Annotated in this window: 19 protein-coding genes; 16 read left to right on the forward strand and 3 right to left on the reverse strand. The window is 64.5% G+C overall.

What is annotated here, in order from left to right; translation table 11 throughout:
- Positions 1 to 7: 7 nt before the first annotated feature.
- The 12 genes from thrS (at position 8) to ASC63_RS12825 (ending at position 12,925) form a co-directional block, all read left to right on the forward strand.
- A complete protein-coding gene (thrS, locus tag ASC63_RS12770; RefSeq protein ID WP_082487591.1) occupies positions 8 to 1,990 on the forward strand; it encodes a threonine--tRNA ligase in 1,983 nt (660 codons plus the stop codon).
- Positions 1,978 to 2,523: an HIT family protein gene (locus ASC63_RS12775; protein WP_055813971.1), complete on the forward strand. Its 546-nt coding sequence runs from the start codon at positions 1,978 to 1,980 to the stop codon at positions 2,521 to 2,523. Before thrS ends, ASC63_RS12775 begins: the two co-directional genes overlap by 13 nt.
- Positions 2,524 to 2,590: 67 nt before the next feature.
- Positions 2,591 to 3,520: a pyridoxal 5'-phosphate synthase lyase subunit PdxS gene (gene pdxS, locus ASC63_RS12780; protein ID WP_082487593.1), complete on the forward strand. Its 930-nt coding sequence runs from the start codon at positions 2,591 to 2,593 to the stop codon at positions 3,518 to 3,520.
- A 34-nt stretch (positions 3,521 to 3,554) separates the two neighbouring features.
- A complete protein-coding gene (gene pdxT, locus ASC63_RS12785) occupies positions 3,555 to 4,160 on the forward strand; it encodes a pyridoxal 5'-phosphate synthase glutaminase subunit PdxT (RefSeq protein WP_055813974.1) in 606 nt (201 codons plus the stop codon).
- Between the two features lie 68 nt (positions 4,161 to 4,228).
- On the forward strand, positions 4,229 to 4,993 hold the full coding sequence (locus ASC63_RS12790) for a YebC/PmpR family DNA-binding transcriptional regulator (RefSeq protein ID WP_055813977.1): 765 nt from the start codon (positions 4,229 to 4,231) through the stop codon (positions 4,991 to 4,993).
- A gap of 18 nt (positions 4,994 to 5,011) precedes the next feature.
- Entirely contained in the window at positions 5,012 to 5,614 is a 603-nt protein-coding gene (gene ruvC, locus ASC63_RS12795; RefSeq protein WP_200936932.1) for a crossover junction endodeoxyribonuclease RuvC, read from the forward strand.
- Complete coding sequence (gene ruvA, locus ASC63_RS12800; RefSeq protein ID WP_055813982.1) at positions 5,611 to 6,237, forward strand: Holliday junction branch migration protein RuvA; 627 nt, start codon at positions 5,611 to 5,613, stop codon at positions 6,235 to 6,237. The genes ruvC and ruvA overlap by 4 nt, the downstream gene beginning before the upstream one ends.
- A gap of 44 nt (positions 6,238 to 6,281) precedes the next feature.
- On the forward strand, positions 6,282 to 7,304 hold the full coding sequence (gene ruvB, locus ASC63_RS12805) for a Holliday junction branch migration DNA helicase RuvB (protein ID WP_235492328.1): 1,023 nt from the start codon (positions 6,282 to 6,284) through the stop codon (positions 7,302 to 7,304).
- Between the two features lie 66 nt (positions 7,305 to 7,370).
- On the forward strand, positions 7,371 to 7,766 hold the full coding sequence (yajC, locus tag ASC63_RS12810; protein WP_055815511.1) for a preprotein translocase subunit YajC: 396 nt from the start codon (positions 7,371 to 7,373) through the stop codon (positions 7,764 to 7,766).
- 68 nt (positions 7,767 to 7,834) lie between these two features.
- On the forward strand, positions 7,835 to 9,604 hold the full coding sequence (secD, locus tag ASC63_RS12815; RefSeq protein ID WP_055813987.1) for a protein translocase subunit SecD: 1,770 nt from the start codon (positions 7,835 to 7,837) through the stop codon (positions 9,602 to 9,604).
- Positions 9,604 to 10,614, forward strand: coding sequence for a protein translocase subunit SecF (secF, locus tag ASC63_RS12820; protein WP_055813990.1), 1,011 nt, complete (start codon positions 9,604 to 9,606; stop codon positions 10,612 to 10,614). Before secD ends, secF begins: the two co-directional genes overlap by 1 nt.
- Before the next feature lie 52 nt (positions 10,615 to 10,666).
- Entirely contained in the window at positions 10,667 to 12,925 is a 2,259-nt protein-coding gene (locus tag ASC63_RS12825; protein WP_055813993.1) for a RelA/SpoT family protein, read from the forward strand.
- A gap of 9 nt (positions 12,926 to 12,934) precedes the next feature.
- Here the strand turns inward: ASC63_RS12825 and ASC63_RS12830 are convergent, their stop codons facing one another.
- The 3 genes from ASC63_RS12830 to ASC63_RS12840 form a co-directional block, all read right to left on the reverse strand.
- The gene (locus tag ASC63_RS12830) at positions 12,935 to 13,477 is read right to left on the reverse strand and encodes a hypothetical protein (RefSeq protein WP_157487673.1); all 543 of its coding nucleotides are present in this window, start codon (positions 13,475 to 13,477) and stop codon (positions 12,935 to 12,937) included.
- 100 nt (positions 13,478 to 13,577) lie between these two features.
- Entirely contained in the window at positions 13,578 to 14,807 is a 1,230-nt protein-coding gene (locus ASC63_RS12835) for a DUF349 domain-containing protein (protein WP_055815514.1), read from the reverse strand.
- Between the two features lie 87 nt (positions 14,808 to 14,894).
- Positions 14,895 to 15,704, reverse strand: coding sequence for a peptidylprolyl isomerase (locus ASC63_RS12840; protein ID WP_055813999.1), 810 nt, complete (start codon positions 15,702 to 15,704; stop codon positions 14,895 to 14,897).
- A gap of 165 nt (positions 15,705 to 15,869) precedes the next feature.
- On the opposite strand from ASC63_RS12840, the gene ASC63_RS12845 reads away from it, so the two are divergent.
- The 4 genes from ASC63_RS12845 to purU all read left to right on the forward strand — a co-directional run bounded on the left by ASC63_RS12845 (position 15,870) and on the right by purU (position 20,092).
- Positions 15,870 to 17,213, forward strand: coding sequence for a replication-associated recombination protein A (locus tag ASC63_RS12845; RefSeq protein WP_082487597.1), 1,344 nt, complete (start codon positions 15,870 to 15,872; stop codon positions 17,211 to 17,213).
- Between the two features lie 216 nt (positions 17,214 to 17,429).
- On the forward strand, positions 17,430 to 18,059 hold the full coding sequence (gene rpsD / locus ASC63_RS12850; RefSeq protein ID WP_055814002.1) for a 30S ribosomal protein S4: 630 nt from the start codon (positions 17,430 to 17,432) through the stop codon (positions 18,057 to 18,059).
- 231 nt (positions 18,060 to 18,290) lie between these two features.
- Entirely contained in the window at positions 18,291 to 19,142 is an 852-nt protein-coding gene (locus ASC63_RS12855) for a methylenetetrahydrofolate reductase (protein WP_327063357.1), read from the forward strand.
- A 44-nt stretch (positions 19,143 to 19,186) separates the two neighbouring features.
- Positions 19,187 to 20,092: a formyltetrahydrofolate deformylase gene (gene purU / locus ASC63_RS12860; protein WP_055815520.1), complete on the forward strand. Its 906-nt coding sequence runs from the start codon at positions 19,187 to 19,189 to the stop codon at positions 20,090 to 20,092.
- The last annotated feature ends 63 nt before the right edge of the window (positions 20,093 to 20,155 follow it).

A 20,155-nucleotide genomic window follows, 5' to 3' on the forward strand; every position in this document is an offset into this window, starting at 1 on the left:
GAACCAGGTGGCTGACGGCTTCGAGCTATTTACCGACCGTTCCGTTGTCGCGATGCGCGTCAACGGTGAGCTGAAAGATCTCGCCACCCAGGTCACGACCGACGACACGGTCGAGGCCGTATCCATTGATTCACCCGACGGGCTGAACATCCTCCGCCACTCCGCGGCGCATGTTCTCGCGCAGGCCGTTCAGTCGATCAACCCCGACGCGAAGCTCGGTATCGGCCCGCCCATCACAGACGGTTTCTACTACGACTTCGATGTAGCCGAGACGTTCACCCCTGAAGACCTCAAGGCGCTCGACAAGGCGATGGATCGCATCATCCGGCAGGGCCAGCGCTTCGTACGTCGCGTCGTCACCGACGAGGAGGCCCGCGCCGAACTCGCGAACGAGCCGTACAAGCTCGAGCTCATCGGGCTCAAGGGCGGTGCAACGGACGGCGACAGCGTCGAGGGTGAAGACAACGAGTCGGTCGAGGTCGGCGGTGCCGAGCTGACCATCTACGACAACGTCGACCCGAAGACAGGCGAGACGCTTTGGAAGGATCTCTGTCGCGGTCCGCATCTGCCGAACACCCGCATGATCGGCAACGGGGCGGCGCTCACCCGTGTGGCCGCCGCATACTGGCGCGGATCCGAGAAGAACACACAGCTGCAGCGCATCTATGGCACGGCCTGGCCCACCAAAGACGAGCTGCGCGCTTACCAGACCCGCATGGAGGAGGCCGCCAAGCGCGATCACCGCAAGCTCGGTGCGGAGATGGACCTGTTCTCCTTCCCCGACGAGATCGGTTCGGGTCTGGCCGTCTTCCATCCGCGTGGCGGCATCATCCGCTCGGAGATCGAGAACTACCTGCGCGGCCAGCTTCTCGAGAACGGCTACGAACTCGTCAACACGCCCCACATCACCAAGGGCCACCTGTTCGAGATCAGCCAGCACCTCAACTGGTATCGCGAGGGCATGTTCCCGCCGATGCACCTCGACGAGGTGACGGATGCCGATGGCCACGTCACCAGGCAGGGCGCGGACTACTACCTCAAGCCGATGAATTGCCCTATGCACAACCTCATCTTTCGTGCTCGCGGCCGCAGCTATCGCGAGTTGCCCCTGCGCCTGGCCGAATTCGGCACCGTATACCGCTACGAGAAGAGCGGAACCCTCTCGGGCCTCACCCGCGTGCGCGGCCTCACCCAGGACGACGCTCACGTCTACGTGACGCCTGAGCAGGTGAAGGACGAGGTCGCGAGCCAGCTGCGCTTCGTGCTGGAGACCCTGCGTGGTTATGGCCTCGACGACTTCTATCTCGAACTCTCCACCAAAGACCCCGAGAAGTACGTCGGCAGCGACGAGGTCTGGGAGGAAGCAACCGAGACCCTGCGCCAGGTCGGCCTCGAGTCTGGCCTCGAGCTCGTGCCCGATCCGGGCGGCGCGGCCTTCTACGGCCCCAAGATCTCGGTGCAGGCGCGCGACGCGATTGGTCGCACCTGGCAGCTCTCCACCGTGCAGCTCGACTTCAACCAGCCCGAACTCTTCGAGTTGCGCTACACGGCGGCCGATGGCTCACGCCAGCAGCCGGTCATGATCCACCGTGCACTGCTCGGCTCTGTCGAGCGCTTCTTCGCCATCTTGCTCGAGCACTACGCTGGTGCGTTCCCGGTGTGGCTCGCCCCGATGCAGGTCGTCGGCATCCCTGTCGCCGAGCAGTACGACGACTACCTGCAGGATGTCGTGGCCCGGCTGCGTAAGCGCGGCGTGCGCGCGGAGGTCGACGCATCCGACGATCGCATGCAGAAGAAGATTCGCAACGCCACCAAGGCCAAGGTGCCATTCCAACTCATCGTCGGCGAGGAGGATCGCGCCGCGGGCACGGTCAGCTTCCGTTTTCGCGACGGCACGCAGCTCAATGGAATCGAGGTCGAGGCGGCCATCGAGCGCATCACCGCGTCCATCGCCTCCCACGAGCAGGTACTCACCGCATGGACGGCGTGAGCCTCGACGATCCCGGCCATCTGGCGGGCGTTCCCGACGAATTCCAGCGTCTGTGGACGCCGCACCGCATGGTGTACATCCAGAACGGGCCACAGCCGCACAGGGATAGCTGCCCCTTCTGTGCAGCCCCCGATCTCAGCGATGAGGAGGCGCTCATCGTCGCCCGTGGCGAGCACGCCTACGTTCTGCTCAACCTGTTTCCCTACAACAGCGGCCACCTGCTTGTGTGCCCGTACCGGCACATTGCCCTCTACGACGAGGCGACGGATGCCGAGACGGCCGAGATCGCGAGCCTCACGCAGACGGCGATGCGGGTCATCCGCAGCGTCTCGAAGAATGACGGCTTCAACATCGGCATGAACCAGGGAGAGGTGGCCGGGGCTGGCATCGCCGCACACCTTCACCAGCACATTGTTCCGCGCTGGGCGAATGATGCGAACTTCCTGCCGATCATCGCCAAGACGAAGGCACTGCCGCAGTTGCTGGGTGAGGTGCGAGCCTCGCTTGCCGAGGCCTGGCCCGCATCCGATTGATCACGCCGCAGACGATAGAATTGACGATGCGCCGCGTGTCGATGACGGCGCCCACGAGAGGATCACAGTGACTGACAGCACCGCACCCGCCCCGAACGGCACAGCACAGGCCGACGAGCAGTTCGGCTCGAGCCGTGTTAAGCGCGGACTCGCCGAGATGCTCAAGGGCGGCGTGATCATGGACGTCGTCACGCGCGAGCAGGCGCGCATCGCCGAAGACGCGGGGGCTGTCGCGGTGATGGCTCTTGAGCGCGTTCCGGCCGACATCCGCTCGCAGGGTGGCGTTGCCCGCATGAGCGATCCCGACCTGATCGAAGGCATCATCGACGAGGTCTCCATCCCCGTCATGGCCAAGGCTCGCATCGGCCACTTCGTCGAGGCGCAGGTGCTGCAGGCACTCGACGTCGACTACATCGACGAATCCGAGGTGCTGAGTCCCGCCGACTACGTCAACCACATCGACAAGTGGAAGTTCACCGTGCCGTTCGTGTGCGGAGCCACCAACCTGGGCGAGGCGCTGCGACGCATCAATGAGGGTGCCGCGATGATCCGCTCCAAGGGTGAGGCCGGCACCGGTGACGTCTCGGAGGCCACCAAGCACATCCGCAAGATCCGCTCGGAGATCGCCGCACTCACCGCGATGAGCAAGGATGAGCTCTATGTGGCGGCCAAGGAGCTGCAGGCACCGTATGCGCTCGTCGAGGAGATCGCCTCGACCGGCAAGCTTCCCGTCGTGCTGTTCACCGCGGGCGGGGTCGCCACTCCGGCCGACGCCGCGATGATGATGCAGCTCGGCGCCGACGGCGTGTTCGTCGGCTCGGGCATCTTCAAGTCGGGCGACCCGGCCAAACGCGCCGCGGCAGTTGTGAAGGCCACGACCTTCTTCGACGACCCTTCGGTCATCGCCGAGGTTTCGCGCGGCCTGGGTGAGGCGATGGTGGGTATCAACGTCTCCGACCTGGCCGCACCGCACCGCCTCTCCGAACGTGGCTGGTAGCCCCGGGTCTTCCGGCCCAGCGCCTGCCAGCACAGTGCCTGCCAGCACAGTGCGCGTCGGTGTACTCGCGCTGCAGGGTGACTTTCGTGAGCACATCGCCGTTCTGCGATTCCTGGGGGCGGATGCCGTCGCTGTGCGCCGCCCGCAGGAACTGAACGAGATCGGCGGCCTGGTCATCCCGGGTGGCGAGTCGAGCGTGATGGACAAGCTCGCGCGAACCTTTGGGCTCGCCGAGCCGCTGCGTGCAGCCATTGCCGACGGCCTGCCGGTCTACGGCACCTGCGCCGGCCTGATCATGCTCGCCGACACCGTGCTCGACGGCATAGCCGGCCAGCAGAGCCTCGGCGGACTCGACGTTGCGGTGCGACGCAACGCCTTCGGCTCGCAACTCGACTCCTTCGAAACAGATCTCGATGTGCCGGTGCTGGACGGGCCCCCCATGCACGCCGTGTTCATTCGCGCCCCCATCGTCGAGTCGCTCGGGGCAGCCGCGCATCCGCTCGCCTCGCTCGATGACGGCCGCGTCGTCGCCGTGGAGCAGGGCAACCTGATCGGCACCTCCTTCCACCCCGAGATGACGAACGACTACCGCTTTCACGAATACTTTCTGGGCAAGGTCACCGCCAGGGCCGCTCGCTGAGGGCATTGTTCTAGACTGGCTAGGCACCTCAGCCTGTAACAATACGGCTGTAACGAAACGGGAGATACATGTCCGGGCATTCCAAGTGGGCGACGACCAAGCACAAGAAGGCGGTCATCGACCAGCGACGTGCCAAGTCGTTCGCGAAGCTCATCAAGAACATCGAGGTCGCGGCCAAGATCGGCGGCGCCGACATGTCGGGCAATCCGACCCTCGTCGACGCGGTGCAGAAGGCCAAGAAGACCTCGGTTCCCATCGACAACATCAACCGCGCGGTCAAGCGCGGCGCGGGCCTCACCGGTGAGAGCGTCGACTACACGACGATCATCTACGAGGGATATGCACCCAGCGGTGTCGCGCTGCTCGTCGAGTGCCTCACGGACAACAAGAACCGAGCCGCGGCCGATGTGCGTACCGCCATGACCCGCAACGGCGGCACCATGGGTGACCCCGGCAGCGTTGCATACAACTTTCACCGCAAGGGCGTCATTGTTGTCGCCAAGACCGACGGGCTGAGCGAAGACGACGTTCTCGTGGCCGTACTCGATGCAGGGGCTGAGGAAGTGACAGACCGCGGCGAGAGCTTCGAGGTGGTCACCGACGCATCCGCTCTCGTCAGCACCCGCACGGCGCTCCAGGAGGCGGGGATCGACTACGACTCGGCCGACGTGGAGTTCGTCGCCAGTTTGCAGGTCGAGGGTGACGCCGAGACGGCACGCAAGGTCTTTCGCCTCATCGATGCCCTCGAAGACTCGGACGATGTGCAGAACGTGTACACCAACCTCGATCTCTCGGCCGAGGTTCAGGCCGAGCTCGAGAACGACACGGAATAGGCGAGCTCGATCATGTCGGTGCGGGTATTCGGCATCGACCCCGGCCTGACGCGCTGTGGCGTCGGCATCGTGGATGTAGCGGCAAACCGTACCGCGAAGCTGGTACATGTCAGCGTCATCCGCACCGCGCCAGAGCTGCCGCTCGAGCAGCGCCTGCTCGCCATCGGAACCGGCATCGAGGAGTTGCTCGATGAATACGAGCCTGCCGCCTTCGCCATCGAGCGGGTCTTCGCGCAGCACAATCTGCGCACGGTGATGGGCACCGCCCAGATCAGCGGAGTGGCCATGCACGCGGCGGCCAAACGCCGCCTGGCGGTCGGCCTGCACACCCCCAGCGAGGTCAAGGCCGCGATCACCGGATACGGCGCCGCCGAGAAGAAGCAGGTGCAGGTGATGGTGGCGCGCATCCTGGGCCTCGCCGATCTGCCCAAACCGGCGGATGCGGCAGACGCCCTCGCCATTGCCATCTGCCATGCCTGGCGCACGCCCGTCGGCCCTGAAGGCAGCGGGGGAGAGGCAACGGATGCGCCCTCCTCACGCCTCACTCCCGCCCAGCAGGCGTGGCACGCCGCGGAGCGCTCCACCCGGGCGTCGGTGGCGCCCCGTAGGCTGACGAAGTGATCTCTTCCCTGCGTGGCACCGTTCTCTCTCTCTCGGGCGGCAGCGCCGTCATAGAGGTCGGCGGCGTCGGCTTCGCCGTGCAGCTCACCCCCGATCACGCCCTCTCGCTGCGGCTCGGAGACACCGCGTTCGTGATGACGAGCCTCATCGTGCGCGAAGACGCTCTCTCGCTGTTCGGCTTCGCCGACACGGAACAGCTCGCGGTGTTCGAACTGCTTCTGGGGGTCACCGGGGTCGGTCCCAAATCGGCCATGGGCGTGCTGGCAGCGCTGACACCGGATGCCATCGCTGCGGCGGTTCAGGCAGACGACGACGCGGTCTTCCGCAAGGTCTCAGGCATCGGCCCGAAGACGGCGAAACTCATCGTGGTGTCGCTCGCCGGCAAGCTCGTGGTAACGCATACGCAGAGGTCCGCGTCGAGCACCCGGCCGGGGTCCTCCCTGGGGGACAGCGTGCTCGTCGCTCTCGTGGGCCTTGGTTGGCCGGAACGGGTGGCATCCGAGGTCATAGCCGAGGTCGTGGCGGAACACGCAGAACCAGAGCGCGGGAGTGTTTCGGCACTGCTCAGGCTTGCCCTGGCCCGGCTCGGCCCCGGCCAGACGCCGGTGAGGAGCGGATCGTGAGCGAGGCGAACGAAGATCTCACGCCCGAAGATCTCACGAGCCCGGTGCTGGAGTCCGAGAACGAGCTGGCCTTTGAGGGCGCACTACGCCCTCGCACGCTCGCCGAGTTCGTCGGCCAGAGCAAGGTGCGCGGCCAGCTTCAGCTGCTGCTGACCGCTGCGAGCATGCAGGACCGCACGGCCGATCACATCCTCCTGGCCGGCCCTCCCGGGCTTGGCAAGACCACGCTGGCGATGATCGTCGCGCACGAGAGCGGGCGGCCCCTGCGGCTCTCCAGCGGCCCGGCCATTCAGCACGCCGGCGATCTGGCTGCGCTGCTTTCCTCGCTCACCCCCGGCGAGGTGCTCTTCATCGACGAGATCCACCGCATGGCTCGCTCCGCTGAAGAGATGCTGTACCTGGCGATGGAGGACTTTCGCATCGACATTATGGTCGGCAAGGGCGCGGGGGCGACCTCTATTCCTCTGGACCTCGCGCCGTTCACCCTCGTCGGGGCGACCACGCGTTCGGGGCTGCTGCCCAATCCGCTGCGTGATCGCTTCGGCTTCACGGCGCACCTTGAGTTCTACGATGCCGCAGAACTCGAGCAGGTGCTCGCACGAGCGGCCGTGATGCTCAATGTGCAGATTGATCGCGAGGCGCTTGCCGAAATCGCCGGGCGCTGCCGTGGCACGCCCCGTATCGCGAACAGGCTGCTGCGTCGCGTGCGCGACTACGCACTCGTGCATGGCAGCGATGCGGATGTCGACACCGTGCGTGCCGCGCTCGAACTGTACGATGTCGATCCGCTGGGCCTCGATCGGCTCGACCGCGCGGTCATGCAGGCGATCCTCACCCGCTTCGAAGGCGGCCCCGTCGGGCTGAACACCCTCGCCGTCTCTGTCGGCGAGGAGGCGGAGACCATCGAATCGGTGGTCGAGCCTTTTCTCGTACGCATCGGTCTGATCTCGCGCACCCCGCGTGGCCGTGTCGCCACCGCGGCAGCCTGGCGACACTTCGATGCAACTCCCACCTCGGGCTCGGCGGGTGTGCGCTCCCAGCAAGTGCCCCTCGATGATGACCTATAATTCACACTGGCCTAGACCCACACGATAGTGTTGGTGGCCGACACCCTCGGAAGGTTCCCCCACATCATGGATTTGCTCACAGTTGTCATGCTGGTCGTTCTGGCCGTGCTGATTTTCTTCATGTTCCGCAATAGTCGCAAGCGTCAGCGTGATGCGGCTTCGCTGCAGTCGAAGGTGGTGACCGGCGCGAATGTCATGACCAACTTCGGCGTGTACGGCACCATCCTGTCGATGGACGAAGAGAACAACGAAGTACTTCTCGAGACGACGCCGGGCACCGTGCTGAAGGTGCACCGTCAGGTCATCGCGCGGGTCGTCGAGCCGAAGGTCAATGAAGAAGAGGCGCCCGAAGAGTCGGCGACCACGGAGCTCAACGCGGATCACGCGATTCAGCTCGGCGAGCCCGAGTACGGCGAGCGGCTTGACGGCACAGACAAGCCCAACTCCGAAAACGGCAAGTAGCAACCATCCGCTTCCGTGCCCGTCCTCTCAGTGAGCGCGGGCACGAGCATAGAAAGCTGAGTTCGTAGGTGGCAAAGTCGTCCCCGGTCAAGAAAGCCTGGCGGTCCCTGATTTGGCTCGGTGCGATCATCGTCGTACTCGCCGGCGTTCTGGCCAGTGGTGTGCTGTTCGGGGGAGCCTCCTGGGCGCCGAAGCTCGGCCTCGACCTCGAGGGCGGCACCGAGATCATCCTCGCGCCGCAGCTGGAGAACGGTAAGACCGTCACGTCGGACGAGCTTGCGCAGTCGGTCTCGATCATCAGGAAGCGCGTCGACGCATCCGGTGTTTCAGAGGCCCAGATCAGCACCCAGGGCAACAGCAACGTTGTGGTTTCGATCCCCGGACCGTTGGATGACGCGACCAAGCAGCGCATCGAGTCGAGTTCCAAGCTGGACTTCCGAGCGGTTCTGCTCACCGGTGCGCCGACGAATGCCGTTGTCGGCGCTGATGGCAAGTCCACCCCCGCCCCATCGCCGGCACCGGGGCTGTCCTCCACGCCCACGGCAAAACCCACGAACGGCAGCGACCTCTCGTACGTCACACCGGAGCTCCAGGCGCAATACAACGCGTACGACTGCAAGGCTGAGGCGAACACGATCAAGAGCGCTCCGCCGGAGAACAAACCGCTCATCGCCTGCGACGACGCCAACACCGTCAAGTATCTGCTGGGGCCGGTAGAGGTACACGGCAGCGACATCACGAATGCCACGGCCGGGCTACAGCCGACCCAGAGCGGGGTGACGACGGGCGAGTGGGGTGTGAACATCACCTTCAACGGCACGGGCGGTCCCCAGTTCAACAAGATCTCCAGCCGACTCATCGCGCTTGACCCACCGCGCAACCAGTTCGCCGCAGTGCTCGACGGCGCTGTCATCACCGCGCCCCGCGTGCAGGGAGTCACCGATCAGCCGACGATCACCGGAAACTTCAACCAGGAGTCGGCGACGTCCCTCGCCAATGAGCTCAAGTTCGGTGCGTTGCCGGTGAGCTTCAAGGTGCAGAGTTCGAACACCATCTCGGCGACCCTGGGCTCCTCGCAGTTGCAGAGCGGCCTGATCGCCGGCATTATCGGCCTGCTGCTCGTGATGGTCTACACCCTCTTCCAGTACCGGCTGCTGGGCTTCGTCACCATCGCCTCGCTCGTTGGAGCCTTCCTGCTCACCTATCTGGTCATCGCGATCCTGGCCTGGCGCATCGACTACCGGCTCTCGCTCGCCGGCGTAGCCGGCATCATCGTCTCCATCGGCTTCACCGCGGACTCGTTCATCGTTTACTTCGAGCGAATACGCGACGAACTGCGCGATGGGAGGGGTCTCGAATCCGCAGTCGAGGCGGGCTGGAGACGAGCCAAACGCACGATCTACGCTTCCAAGTCGACTAACCTTCTTGCCGCCGTTGTGCTCTATGTGCTTGCGGTGGGCAGCGTTCAGGGATTTGCATTCACCCTGGGTGTGATGACGATCATCGACGTGCTCATCGTCATTCTCTTCACGCATCCGACCCTGCAGCTGCTCGCACAGACCCGATTCTTCGCCAGCGGACATTCCTGGTCCGGGCTCGACCCCGAAGCCCTGGGAGCGCTCTATCGGGGAGGCGCGCAGTTCCGCGCTCCATCCGCGGGAGTATCCGCCGCCAAGCTGGCCTCCAGCAGCCGTGAGGCTGCCAAACGACAGACCATCGCCGAGCGCAAGGCCGCCGAGCTTGAGGCCGCCAAGCCAGACTCCGGCAGTGCCGATTCGGGTGGTACAAGGCCGAAAGCATCCTCTGGTAGTCGCAAGGGCGAAGGGAAGGATTCCTGATGGCCACCCGTTTCCAGCGATTCGGCAACGATCTCTACACGGGCGCTCGCTCGATCGACTTCGTCGGCAAGCGCAAGATCTGGTACGCGATAGCCGTTCTGGTTCTCATTGCATCCATCGTCATCCCCATCGCCAAGGGCGGCTTCAACTTCGGCATCGACTTCCGCGGCGGCTCGCAGTTCCAGATCACCAACGTGAAGACCACGGATCAATCGCTCGCCGAGAGGGCCGTGGCATCCGTGGCACCGAATTCGGTGGCACAGGTCTCGAGCGTCAACGACAACGGCGTGCGCGTGCAGACCGATCAGTTGACCGCCGAGCAGACCAAGGCCATGGCGGACGCCTTGGCCAAGGCGTATGACGTGCCGGTCAAGGATGTCGCCTCCTCGTTCATCGGCCCCAGCTGGGGCGCGGATGTCAGTCGGCAGGCCATTCAGGGTCTTGTCGTGTTCCTGCTGCTGGCCTTCATAGCCATGGCGCTGTACTTTCGCACGTGGAAGATGTCGGCAGCCGCCATCATCTCGCTACTGCACGACCTGGTGCTGACTGCGGGCATCTATGCCCTGGTCGGCTTCGAGGTCACTCCTGCCACAATGATCGGCTTCCTCACGATCCTCGGCTACTCGCTTTATGACACCGTCGTTGTCTTTGACAAGATTCGGGAGAACACCAGCGAAGAGGCCGATCGAACGAGGCACACCTATGCCGAATCGGTGAACCTTGCCGTCAATCAGACCCTTGTGCGCTCCATCAATACGGCCGTGGTCGCAGCCCTTCCTGTCGGCGCGATTCTGTTCATCGGTGCGTTCATCTTTGGGGCAGATACGCTGCGCGACATCTCGCTGGCGCTCTTCATCGGAATTCTGGTCGGAACATATTCGACGATTTACATCGCCGCGCCGCTCTATTCTGAGTTCCGCGAGCCGGAGGCGGCTATTCGCAAGCACGACAGGAAGGTGCTCGCCGCGCGCGCAAAGGTCGACGCCGCATCCGCGGTGCCCGCCGAGTAGCACGATCGGCGTGGCCGCCGATCCACGCGATAATGGATGAAGGAGGCGGCAGATGGTAGACACAACAACACCACAGCCCGCTTCCCTGCGCCGTCTTGTTCCCCGCATCTTCTCCAGGGCGCAGCCGGCAGGCGCGGTGGATACCCTCATTCGTACGATGCGGATGCATCATCCGAAGGCCGATACCGCCCTCATCGAACGTGCCTATTCGACCGCCGAGCGGGCCCACAGCGGGCAGAAGCGGCAGAGTGGTGAGCCCTACATCACCCACCCCGTGGCCGTTGCGCAGATTCTTGCAGATCTCGGTATCGGCGCGAAGACCATCGCGGCGGCGCTGCTGCACGACACCGTCGAAGACACCGAGTATTCGCTCGACGAGTTGCGGGCGGATTTCGGCGACGAGGTGGCAATGCTCGTCGACGGCGTCACCAAACTCGACAAGGTCAAATACGGCGAGAGCGCGCAGGCCGAGACCGTACGCAAGATGATAGTGGCGATGTCCAAGGACATCCGCGTTCTCGTGATCAAGCTCGCCGACCGCCTGCACAATGCGCGAACCTGGGGCTTCGTTCCCGCCGAGTCCGCCAAGCGCAAGGCCACGGAGACCCTCGAGATCTATGCCCCCCTGGCGCACCGACTCGGCATCCAGGCCATCAAGTGGGAGCTCGAAGACCTCTCCTTCGCCGTTCTTCAGCCGAAGATCTACGCCGAGATCGAGAGCCTGGTGAAACAGCGCTCGCCCGAGCGTGAACACGTCGTGCAGGAGGTCATCAACGTCATCAACGACGACCTCAAGATCGCCAAAATTCGTGGCAAGGTGAGCGGGCGGCCGAAGCAGTACTACTCGATCTACCAGAAGATGGTGGTTCGTGGCCGCGAGTTCGATGAGATCTACGACCTCGTCGGCATCCGGGTGATGGTGAACTCGGTTCGTGACTGTTATGCCGTGCTCGGTCAGATCCACTCGCGATGGACCCCGATGCCCGGGCGGTTCAAGGACTATATCGCCACCCCCAAGTTCAATCTCTACCAATCCCTGCACACCACGGTGGTGGGGCCCGAGGGCCGCGCGGTGGAGATCCAGATTCGCACCGAGGAGATGCACCGACGCGCCGAATTCGGTGTCGCGGCGCACTGGAAGTACAAAGAACAGGTGAACGGCGGCAAGAGCGCGAGTTCGCTGACGCCCGGCAGCGATACCGACATGGCCTGGCTTGCGCACATTTCCGACTGGCAGGCGGAGACGGCAGATCCCGGGGAATTCCTCGACTCGCTGCGCTTCGAGATCGGGGCGAAAGAGGTCTACGTCTTCACCCCGAAGGGCAGGGTGATAGGCCTGCCGGCCGGCGCGACACCCGTTGACTTCGCCTATGCGGTGCACACCGAAGTCGGGCACCGCACCATGGGAGCCAAGGTCAACGGTCGGCTGGTTCCGCTCGAGAGCACACTGACGACGGGCGACGTGGTCGAGGTCTTCACCTCGAAGAACCCCGATTCGGGCCCCAGCCAGGACTGGCTGAACTTCGTGAAGAGCCCGCGTGCCCGCAACAAGATTCGTCAGTGGTTCACCAAGGAACGCCGTGACGAGGCCATCGAGCAGGGCAAGGATGCCATTGCCCGCGCCATGCGCAAACAGAACCTGCCCCTGCAGAAGCTGATGAACCAGGATTCCTTCACCGAGGTGGCCTCCCAACTGCACTACGACGACGTCTCGGCGATGTACGCGGCCGTCGGCGAGGGACATGTCTCGACGCAGTCGGTGATCGAGAAGGTGCTCGCCGCGGTGCAGACGGAGGCAGAGAACGAGAACTCCGATCTGACGATGCCCACAAAGGGCCGTACGCGATCGCTGCGCAACAGCGATTCGGGCGTGCTCGTGCGCGGCGCACCCGATATTCTCGTCAAGCTCGCGAAGTGCTGTACGCCGGTTCCCGGTGACCCCATCGTGGGCTTCGTCACCCGCGGTGCCGGTGTCTCGGTGCACCAGGCCGACTGCCACAACGTGCAGTCACTCATGCAGGAGCCGGAGCGCATGATCGACGTCGAATGGGCGCCGAGTTCCAAGAGCGTCTTCCTCGTGCAGATTCAGGTTGAAGCGCTCGACCGCTCCGGGCTGTTGTCGGATGTCACCAGGGTGCTCTCCGAGTATCACGTGAACATTCTCTCGGCCACGGTGAACACCTCAAGCAACCGCCTGGCGATCAGCCGCTTCGTGTTCGAGATGGGCGACACGACACACCTGGACCGGGTTCTCAACGCCGTACGTCGCATCGACGCCGTCTATGACGTGTATAGGGTCAGCGCAGGCTAGTCACACCCTCTAGGCTGCCTCCAGGCGTTGCCGGGCCGCCCTCGTGCCCGGGGTGGATGGTCGGGCATACAGTCGTGCCATACAGTGCTCGGCGCCGAAACCGCCCAGCGCCATCAGCTCAAGAACGCATCGGCGCTGCTCGGCCCCGTATGGCCCCTCAGCGGTCAGAATGTCCACGGCGGCGCGCAGCGGCGTCACAACGCTCATGCCGCCGATCTGCTGCACATCTGAGGGTGCGAGCACCCGCTCCCGCACGAGCCATCGTGACGAGCGAGACACACGGGCACGGGTCGCCAGTGAGATGCACAGCGTGTGCCTGTTCGGCGGAGCGTCGCGCACACCGAACACCCACAGGGCGCTCGCGCGCTCCGCTGTCACGCGCGAGGGCATTTCCCGCCACAGCGCCGCCGCGCGCAGATGCATCGTGTCGGCCTCATCCACCGGCGCGAAGCAATCGTCTACGGCGTAAAGCTCGCCGTCGAGTCGCGCGGCACACAATTCAGCGAGCGGAAAGTCCGCGGTGTCGAGCAGGGGAGTCAGGATGCGTGCCATGCCCCAAGCGTGCCCGAACCGCGGCGTCGCGGCGGGCATCCGAGGCCGAATTGTGGAGACCTCGCCGGGTTCTCCGCATGTGGATGAACGGAGCGGGGCGCTACTTCAGCGCGTTCAGCCAGAGGCGACGTGCGTCCAGCGCCTCCTGCGCCGCGGCGACCTTTGCCGCGTCGCCGCCCGACTTGGCCGTTTCAAGTTCCTCCTCGAGTTTGGCAATGGCGTCATTGAGTTGGCTTGCCAGCCCCTCAGACCGCGCCTGCTTCTCGGGGTTATTGCGCTGCCAGTGCTCCTCGTCAAGCTTGCGAACGGCCGTCTCCACCTTGCGCAGACGGTCTTCGACGACCTTGACCTGGTCGCGAGGAACCTTGCCGATGGCCTCCCAGCGCCGCTGGATCGACAACAGTGTGTTGCGGGCGCTCTGGCGGTCTGTGGCCTTCAGCAGCGGCTCCGCCTCCGTGAGCAACTCCAGCTTCTGCTCGAGATTGGCGGCGAACTCCACGTTATCCTGGGCGTCAACCTCGGACTTTGCGGCATAGATCGCGTCGCCGGCCGCTTTGAACCGCGCCCACAGTGCGTCATCGTTGCGCTTGCCCGCTCGCCCGGCGAGCTTCCACTCATCAAGGAGGTCGCGATAGGCCGGAACGCCTTCCGCGCCACGCGGTACCAGGGCCTCGGCCCGTTCGATGAGCGCTGTCTTGCGTGAGCGTACGTCGCGGTGCTGCGTGTCGAGCTCGGCGAAGAACGTCTTTCGGTTGTGCTCGATGGTGGTTCGTGCGGCCCTGAAACGCTTCCACAGCTCGGCGGCCTCCGCCTTCGGCAGTCGCGGCCCGTCGTGCTGGTGGCTCTGCCACCGCGCGAAGAGAGCATCGAGCGTGGCGGATGCCTGCTTCCACTGCGTCTTCGCGGGATCCTCGGCTGCCAGCGCCTCCGCCTCGACGACGATGGTCGTGCGCTCGGCGATGGCCGCATCGACGGCAGCACGGGCCTCGGCGCTCTGCTGCTCCGTGAGCTCCTCGACGGCCCCGCCCAGTTTGGAGAGCCGCTCGGTGAGCAGATCGAGGTTGCCGACGGCGTTCGCGGTGGCGATGTGCTCACGCAGCGCGCCGACGGCGCGGGCGATGTCCGCGGCCGGTGCGCCACGCTTCGCGCGCTGTTCCAGCAGTGTCACCTGCCCCGCAAGATCGGTGTACTTGCGCTCGAAGTAGCCCAGCGCCTCCTCGGGAGTGCCATCCGGGTATTGACCGACGACACGTTCGCCGTCGCCCACGCGAACGTAAACGGTGCCCGTCTCGTCAACGCGACCCCACGGTTGCTGATCAGTTGTAGCCACAAATCTCACCTTGCTCATTCGACGACCCTCGCGGCCGCGACACATTGCGTTTCAGCCTATTGCACGCATCCGTGCGCACAGGAGTGCTTACTGAACTGTTATCTGCGTGATGGTCGTCGGCACGACCGGAGAGCCGTCGCTGGCTGACGATCCGGCTTTGACGCCCTTGTCGGTGATCTGCGTCTTCAACTCGTCGAGTCCGCTCGTGACCTTTCCGATCACGGTGTAGCCGCCGGCGGTGTCGCTGGAGATCGTCGTGGTGTCATAGACGATGAAGAACTGGCTGCCCTGGCTCGCCGCGTTGCCGCCCGAGCGCGCCATGGCGAGGGTGCCAGCAGGGTACACGTTGTCGACTGGGGCATTCTCGATGGGCCCGTATGTGTAGCCGGGTCCTCCCGTGCCGTCCCCGTTCGGATCGCCGCACTGCAGCACGAAGAAGCCGCCGTTGGTGAGCCTGTGGCAGCTCAGGCCTGTGTAGAAGCCCTTCTTGATGAGATCGACGGTGGAGGCAACCGCCTGTGGGGCGGCCTTGCCATCGAGCTCGATGCCGAGCTTGACCTTGTTGAGCGTCAGGCTGCCGGTCCAGGTGCGGCACTCGGAGACGGATGCCGCGGGTACGGTGCCCTGATTGGCCGGGTCGGCGGCGGGAGGACACGCGGCGGCCGTCGCGGAGGGAGTCGGCTTCGGCGTGGCCACAGGTTTTCCCGGACCGGCGAAATACAGCAGTTGTGTCGCCACGGCGAGCACGACTATCACGGCCAGCCCGATGCCCGCCATCAGATTGTCGCGAACGCGGCGCTTCGTCTTCTTTTCATGCACGGCCTGTCGCGCCTGGTAGGCACGCAGTCGCTCGCGGGCCTGTCGTGCTTCGCGGTCGTTTGGGCTCTTCGGTGCCACGTGATTCCTCCATGGGCGCGCGCCGTCGGGCGAGCAAGACGAGACAAAAGTCCCGAATGCCAGCGCCGGAACCCTTTTGAACTTTACGCACCTTAGCTATGCACTACCAATTGGACGGCAGTCCGTGCACGCTGCGTGTCGGAGGTGCCAACTACTCTGGGAGGCATGGTGGATGCTCAGCCCGGCCTGCGCGGTGGCGTCACGCCCCTCGCCGTGCGCATGCGTCCGCGCAGTCTGGACGAGGTGGCGGGCCAGCGCCATCTGCTCACGCCCGGTTCTCCGCTCGTCAGCCTCGCCAGCGACAAGACGGGGGAGCGCGGCTCCGTCTCGGTGATTCTCTGGGGGCCGCCCGGCACGGGAAAGACGACGCTCGCCCAGGCCATCGCGCACTCATCCGGCCGCCGGTTCGTCGAGCTCTCCGCGGTGAACGCGGGCGTGCGCGACGTGCGAGCGGTCATGGAAGAGGCGCTCTCCAATCGTGACCTGTATGGCGTCTCGACCGTGCTCTTCCTCGATGAGATCCATCGCTTCTCCAAGGCTCAACAGGATGCCCTGCTTCCCGGTGTGGAGAACGGCTGGGTGATCCTGGTTGCCGCGACGACAGAGAATCCGTCGTTCTCGGTCATCTCTCCCTTGCTTTCGCGCTCCCTGCTGCTCACCCTGGAGACGCTCTCTGACGAGGATCTCGGCATGCTCGTCGATCGGGCCGTGGAGGACGAACGGGGGCTGGCAGGTAGGTTCGAGCTTCAGGACGAGGCACGATCGTCGATCGTGCGCCTCGCCTCGGGGGATGCCCGACGCGCGCTGACGGCACTGGAAGCCGCTGCGGTGTCGGCTGGGTCCGTCGAACAGGCAGGCTCAGCGATCGACAAGCCCGTCATCACCGCCGAAATCGTGGCGCTGGCCGTCGATCGTGCACTGCTGCGCTATGACCGCAACGGTGACGAGCATTACGACGTGATCAGCGCGTTCATCAAGTCGGTGCGCGGTTCGGATGTCGACGCCTCGCTGCACTATCTCGCCCGCATGATCGAGGCGGGGGAGGATCCGCGCTTCATCGCCCGCCGCATCATCATTCTGGCCTCCGAAGACATCGGTCTCGCCGATCCACAGTCGCTCGTCATCGCCGTCGCGGCGGCCGACGCCGTGCAGTTCATCGGCATGCCGGAAGGCCGCATCCCGCTTGCTCAGGCGGTGGTGCACCTGGCCACCGCCCCGAAATCGAATGCCGCGTACATGGCGCTCAACAAGGCCCTGGGCGACGTGCGCGCGGGAAAGATGGGTCGGGTACCCAAGCATTTGCGCGACGCGCATTACCCCGGCGCCAAGAGACTTGGTCACGGCAAGGGCTATAAATACCCGCACGATGACGCGCTCGGCGTGCTGCGGCAGGAGTATCTGCCGGCCGAGCTGAAGGGCACGCGCTACTACGAACCCACCGAGCACGGCAATGAGCGGGATGTCTCTGCCCGACTGGCAAAGATCAGAAAGATCGTGCGCGGCGAGTAGACGCTGCGTTCACCTGACGCTGCGTTTGTGTGTCGCTGGGCGTGTTAGCATTGACGCGCCTAGAAGTGAGTCTCGCGTGCGGCTGCGTCGAGATTCACCTTTCGAAAGGAAATCGCCCTGTAGCCGGGCGCTCCGCGGCATCATCCCTCTAATTTTTGCAGGACGATCCTGTGTGCCTGCTTTGCCATCATTAGAGAGACAACCGAAAGGAAGTTCGTGTCTACCAAGTCACGTACCCGTAGCAAGACCCGCCTGTCGCGGTCACTGGGCATTGCCCTGACCCCGAAGGCAGCCAAGTACCTCGAGAAGCGCCCGTACGGCCCCGGCGAGCACGGTCGCAGCAAGCGCAAGACCGACTCGGACTACGCCGTTCGTCTGCGTGAGAAGCAGCGCCTGCGTGCCCAGTACGGCATTCGCGAGGCGCAGCTGAAGATCGTCTTCCAGGAGGCACGTCGTGCGGCCGGCCTGACCGGTGAGAACCTGGTCGAGCTGCTTGAGATGCGTCTCGACGCCCTCGTGCTGCGTGCCGGCTTCGCCCGCACCACCGCGCAGGCCCGTCAGATGGTCGTGCACCGTCACATCCTCGTCGATGGCCAGCTCGTGGACCGTCCCTCTTTCCGCGTGAAGCCGGGCCAGCTCATCCACGTCAAGGCCAGGAGCGAGGGCACGGAGCCTTTCCAGGTTGCAGCCGCCGGCGGTCACGTCGATGTTCTGCCCAAGGTTCCCGCCTACCTCGACGTCGAACTCGACAAGCTTCACGCTCGTCTCGTTCGTCGCCCGAAGCGTGTTGAGGTCCCCGTGACCTGTGAAGTGCAGCTCGTCGTCGAGTACTACGCGGCTCGCTAGACCCTTCTGAAATCCACACCCACTCGGGTGAATGGGAACGCCGTGCTCAGTGAGCACGGCGTTCTCGTGGTTTAACGGCCCGGGTGTAGACAACTCCCTATCTCTATAGGTAGTGTGTCTTCAAACAACTCACTATCTACGTAGATAGTGAGTTCTGCGCACGAGTTTCCGCCGTTTGCAAGAACCGGCCAATGATGGAGGGTTTGTATTTCTATGACGAATGATGGCTCAGTGAACGGTTCGGGGGTCTCCGGCCTGTTGCACGACTTCTCACTCGAGATGACCGGCAAGGACATTCCGGCGCTGGAAGAGGCGAAGGACTCGATTCCCCAGGGAACGCGCATCAACGTGACGTTCCTCGGCAACGAAGACCTCGGAATGCGCGTCGACGCGTCGCGCGCCGTGCTCGACAACGGGTTCACCCCGGTTCCGCACATCTCGGCTCGCCGCCTGTCCTCCCAACGTGAGCTCGAAGAGTTCCTGGACGCGCTCGCCACCCGCGCCTCGGTCGAGAATGTCTTCGTCGTCGGAGGCGATCCGGCCACGCCGATGGGGCCGTACGAGGATTCGCTCGCCGTCATCCGCACGGGCATCCTGCAGAAGTACGGAGTGCGTCACATCAGCATCAGCGGTTACCCCGAGGGCCACCCCGACATCGACGATGCCACGCTGTGGAGCGCACTGCTCGACAAGTCGGCCGCCCTGCGAGAGCAGGAGCTTGAGGCATCCGTCATCACGCAGTTCGGGTTCGACACGACGCCCGTGCTGAGCTGGTTGAAGGATGTGCGCGGCCGTGGGGTCGATGCCCCGGTTCGCATCGGCGTGCCCGGCCCCGCCGGCATCAAGCGCCTGCTGAGCTACGCGAAGCGTTTCGGCGTCTCCTCATCGGCCGGAATCGTGCAGAAATACGGATTCTCCCTGACGAACCTGCTCGGCACGGCCGGGCCCGACAAGTTCGTTCGCGACCTCGCGGCCGGGTGCGAAAGCGAGCACATCGATTCCGTGTTGCTGCACTTTTACACCTTCGGCGGCATGAAGGCTACGGCCGAGTGGATCCGCGACTTCGCGGAGCGCCAGGCCTGATCGATCCCGCATCAGATTCGTTCCCATTCAACACAGGAGTTGTTATGAGTACCACCTCGCGCGTTCTCTCGTCCGCAGAGTTGGAGGTCACGCTGGATCGTGATGAGGCCTGCCTCGTCATCCAGGGCCGCGATCAGGCCGGGATCGTGGCCGCCGTGACCTCCCTGCTCGCGAGAAACGGCGCGAACATCATCTCGCTGGACCAGTATTCGGATGACCCGTCGGGAGGCAACTTCTTTCAGCGCACCGTCTTCCACCTCGCCGACCTGGCGAGCGTGAAGCCGCAACTGGAGGCCGAACTCGACGCCGAGCTCTCCGCGAATTTTCAGCTCGACTGGCATTTGACGGATCTGTCCGTGCCCAAGCGTGTCGCCATCTTCGTCTCGAAGTCGGACCACTGCCTGCTCGACCTGCTCTGGCGGCAACGGCGCGGCGAGCTGCCGGTCGTCATCTCCATGGTCATCTCAAACCACAGCGATACCGCCGAGGATGTGCGCAGCTTCGGCGTGCCGTTCTTTCACGTGCCGTCGGCCGGGCCCGACAAGTCGGCCGCCGAGGCGGAACACCTCAAGCTCGTGCAGGGCAACGTCGACCTGGTGGTCCTGGCGCGGTACATGCAGATCCTGTCCGCGGATTTCCTGAACTCCGTCGGCGTTCCCGTGATCAATATCCACCACTCCTTCCTCCCCGCGTTCATCGGCGCCGCGCCGTATCGCAAGGCGAAGGAGCGCGGTGTGAAGCTCATCGGCGCCACCGCACACTACGTCACGAAGGACCTCGATGAGGGTCCGATCATCGAACAGTCCGTCGTACGCGTCTCGCACCGGGACACCCTTGCGGAATTGACCCGCAAGGGCGCTGATGTCGAGCGGGAGGTCCTGTCCCGTGCGGTGCTCTGGCACTGCGAGGAACGCGTCATCCGTCACGAGCGTCAAACCGTCGTCTTCTAGAGCGCCGCCGCGCGCCGGTCGCACGGCACATCATCCATTCGTACCGCACGTAACCCAAGAAGA

The sequence above is a fragment of the Leifsonia sp. Root112D2 genome, from assembly GCF_001424905.1.
Taxonomy (GTDB): Bacteria; Actinomycetota; Actinomycetes; order Actinomycetales; family Microbacteriaceae; genus Root112D2.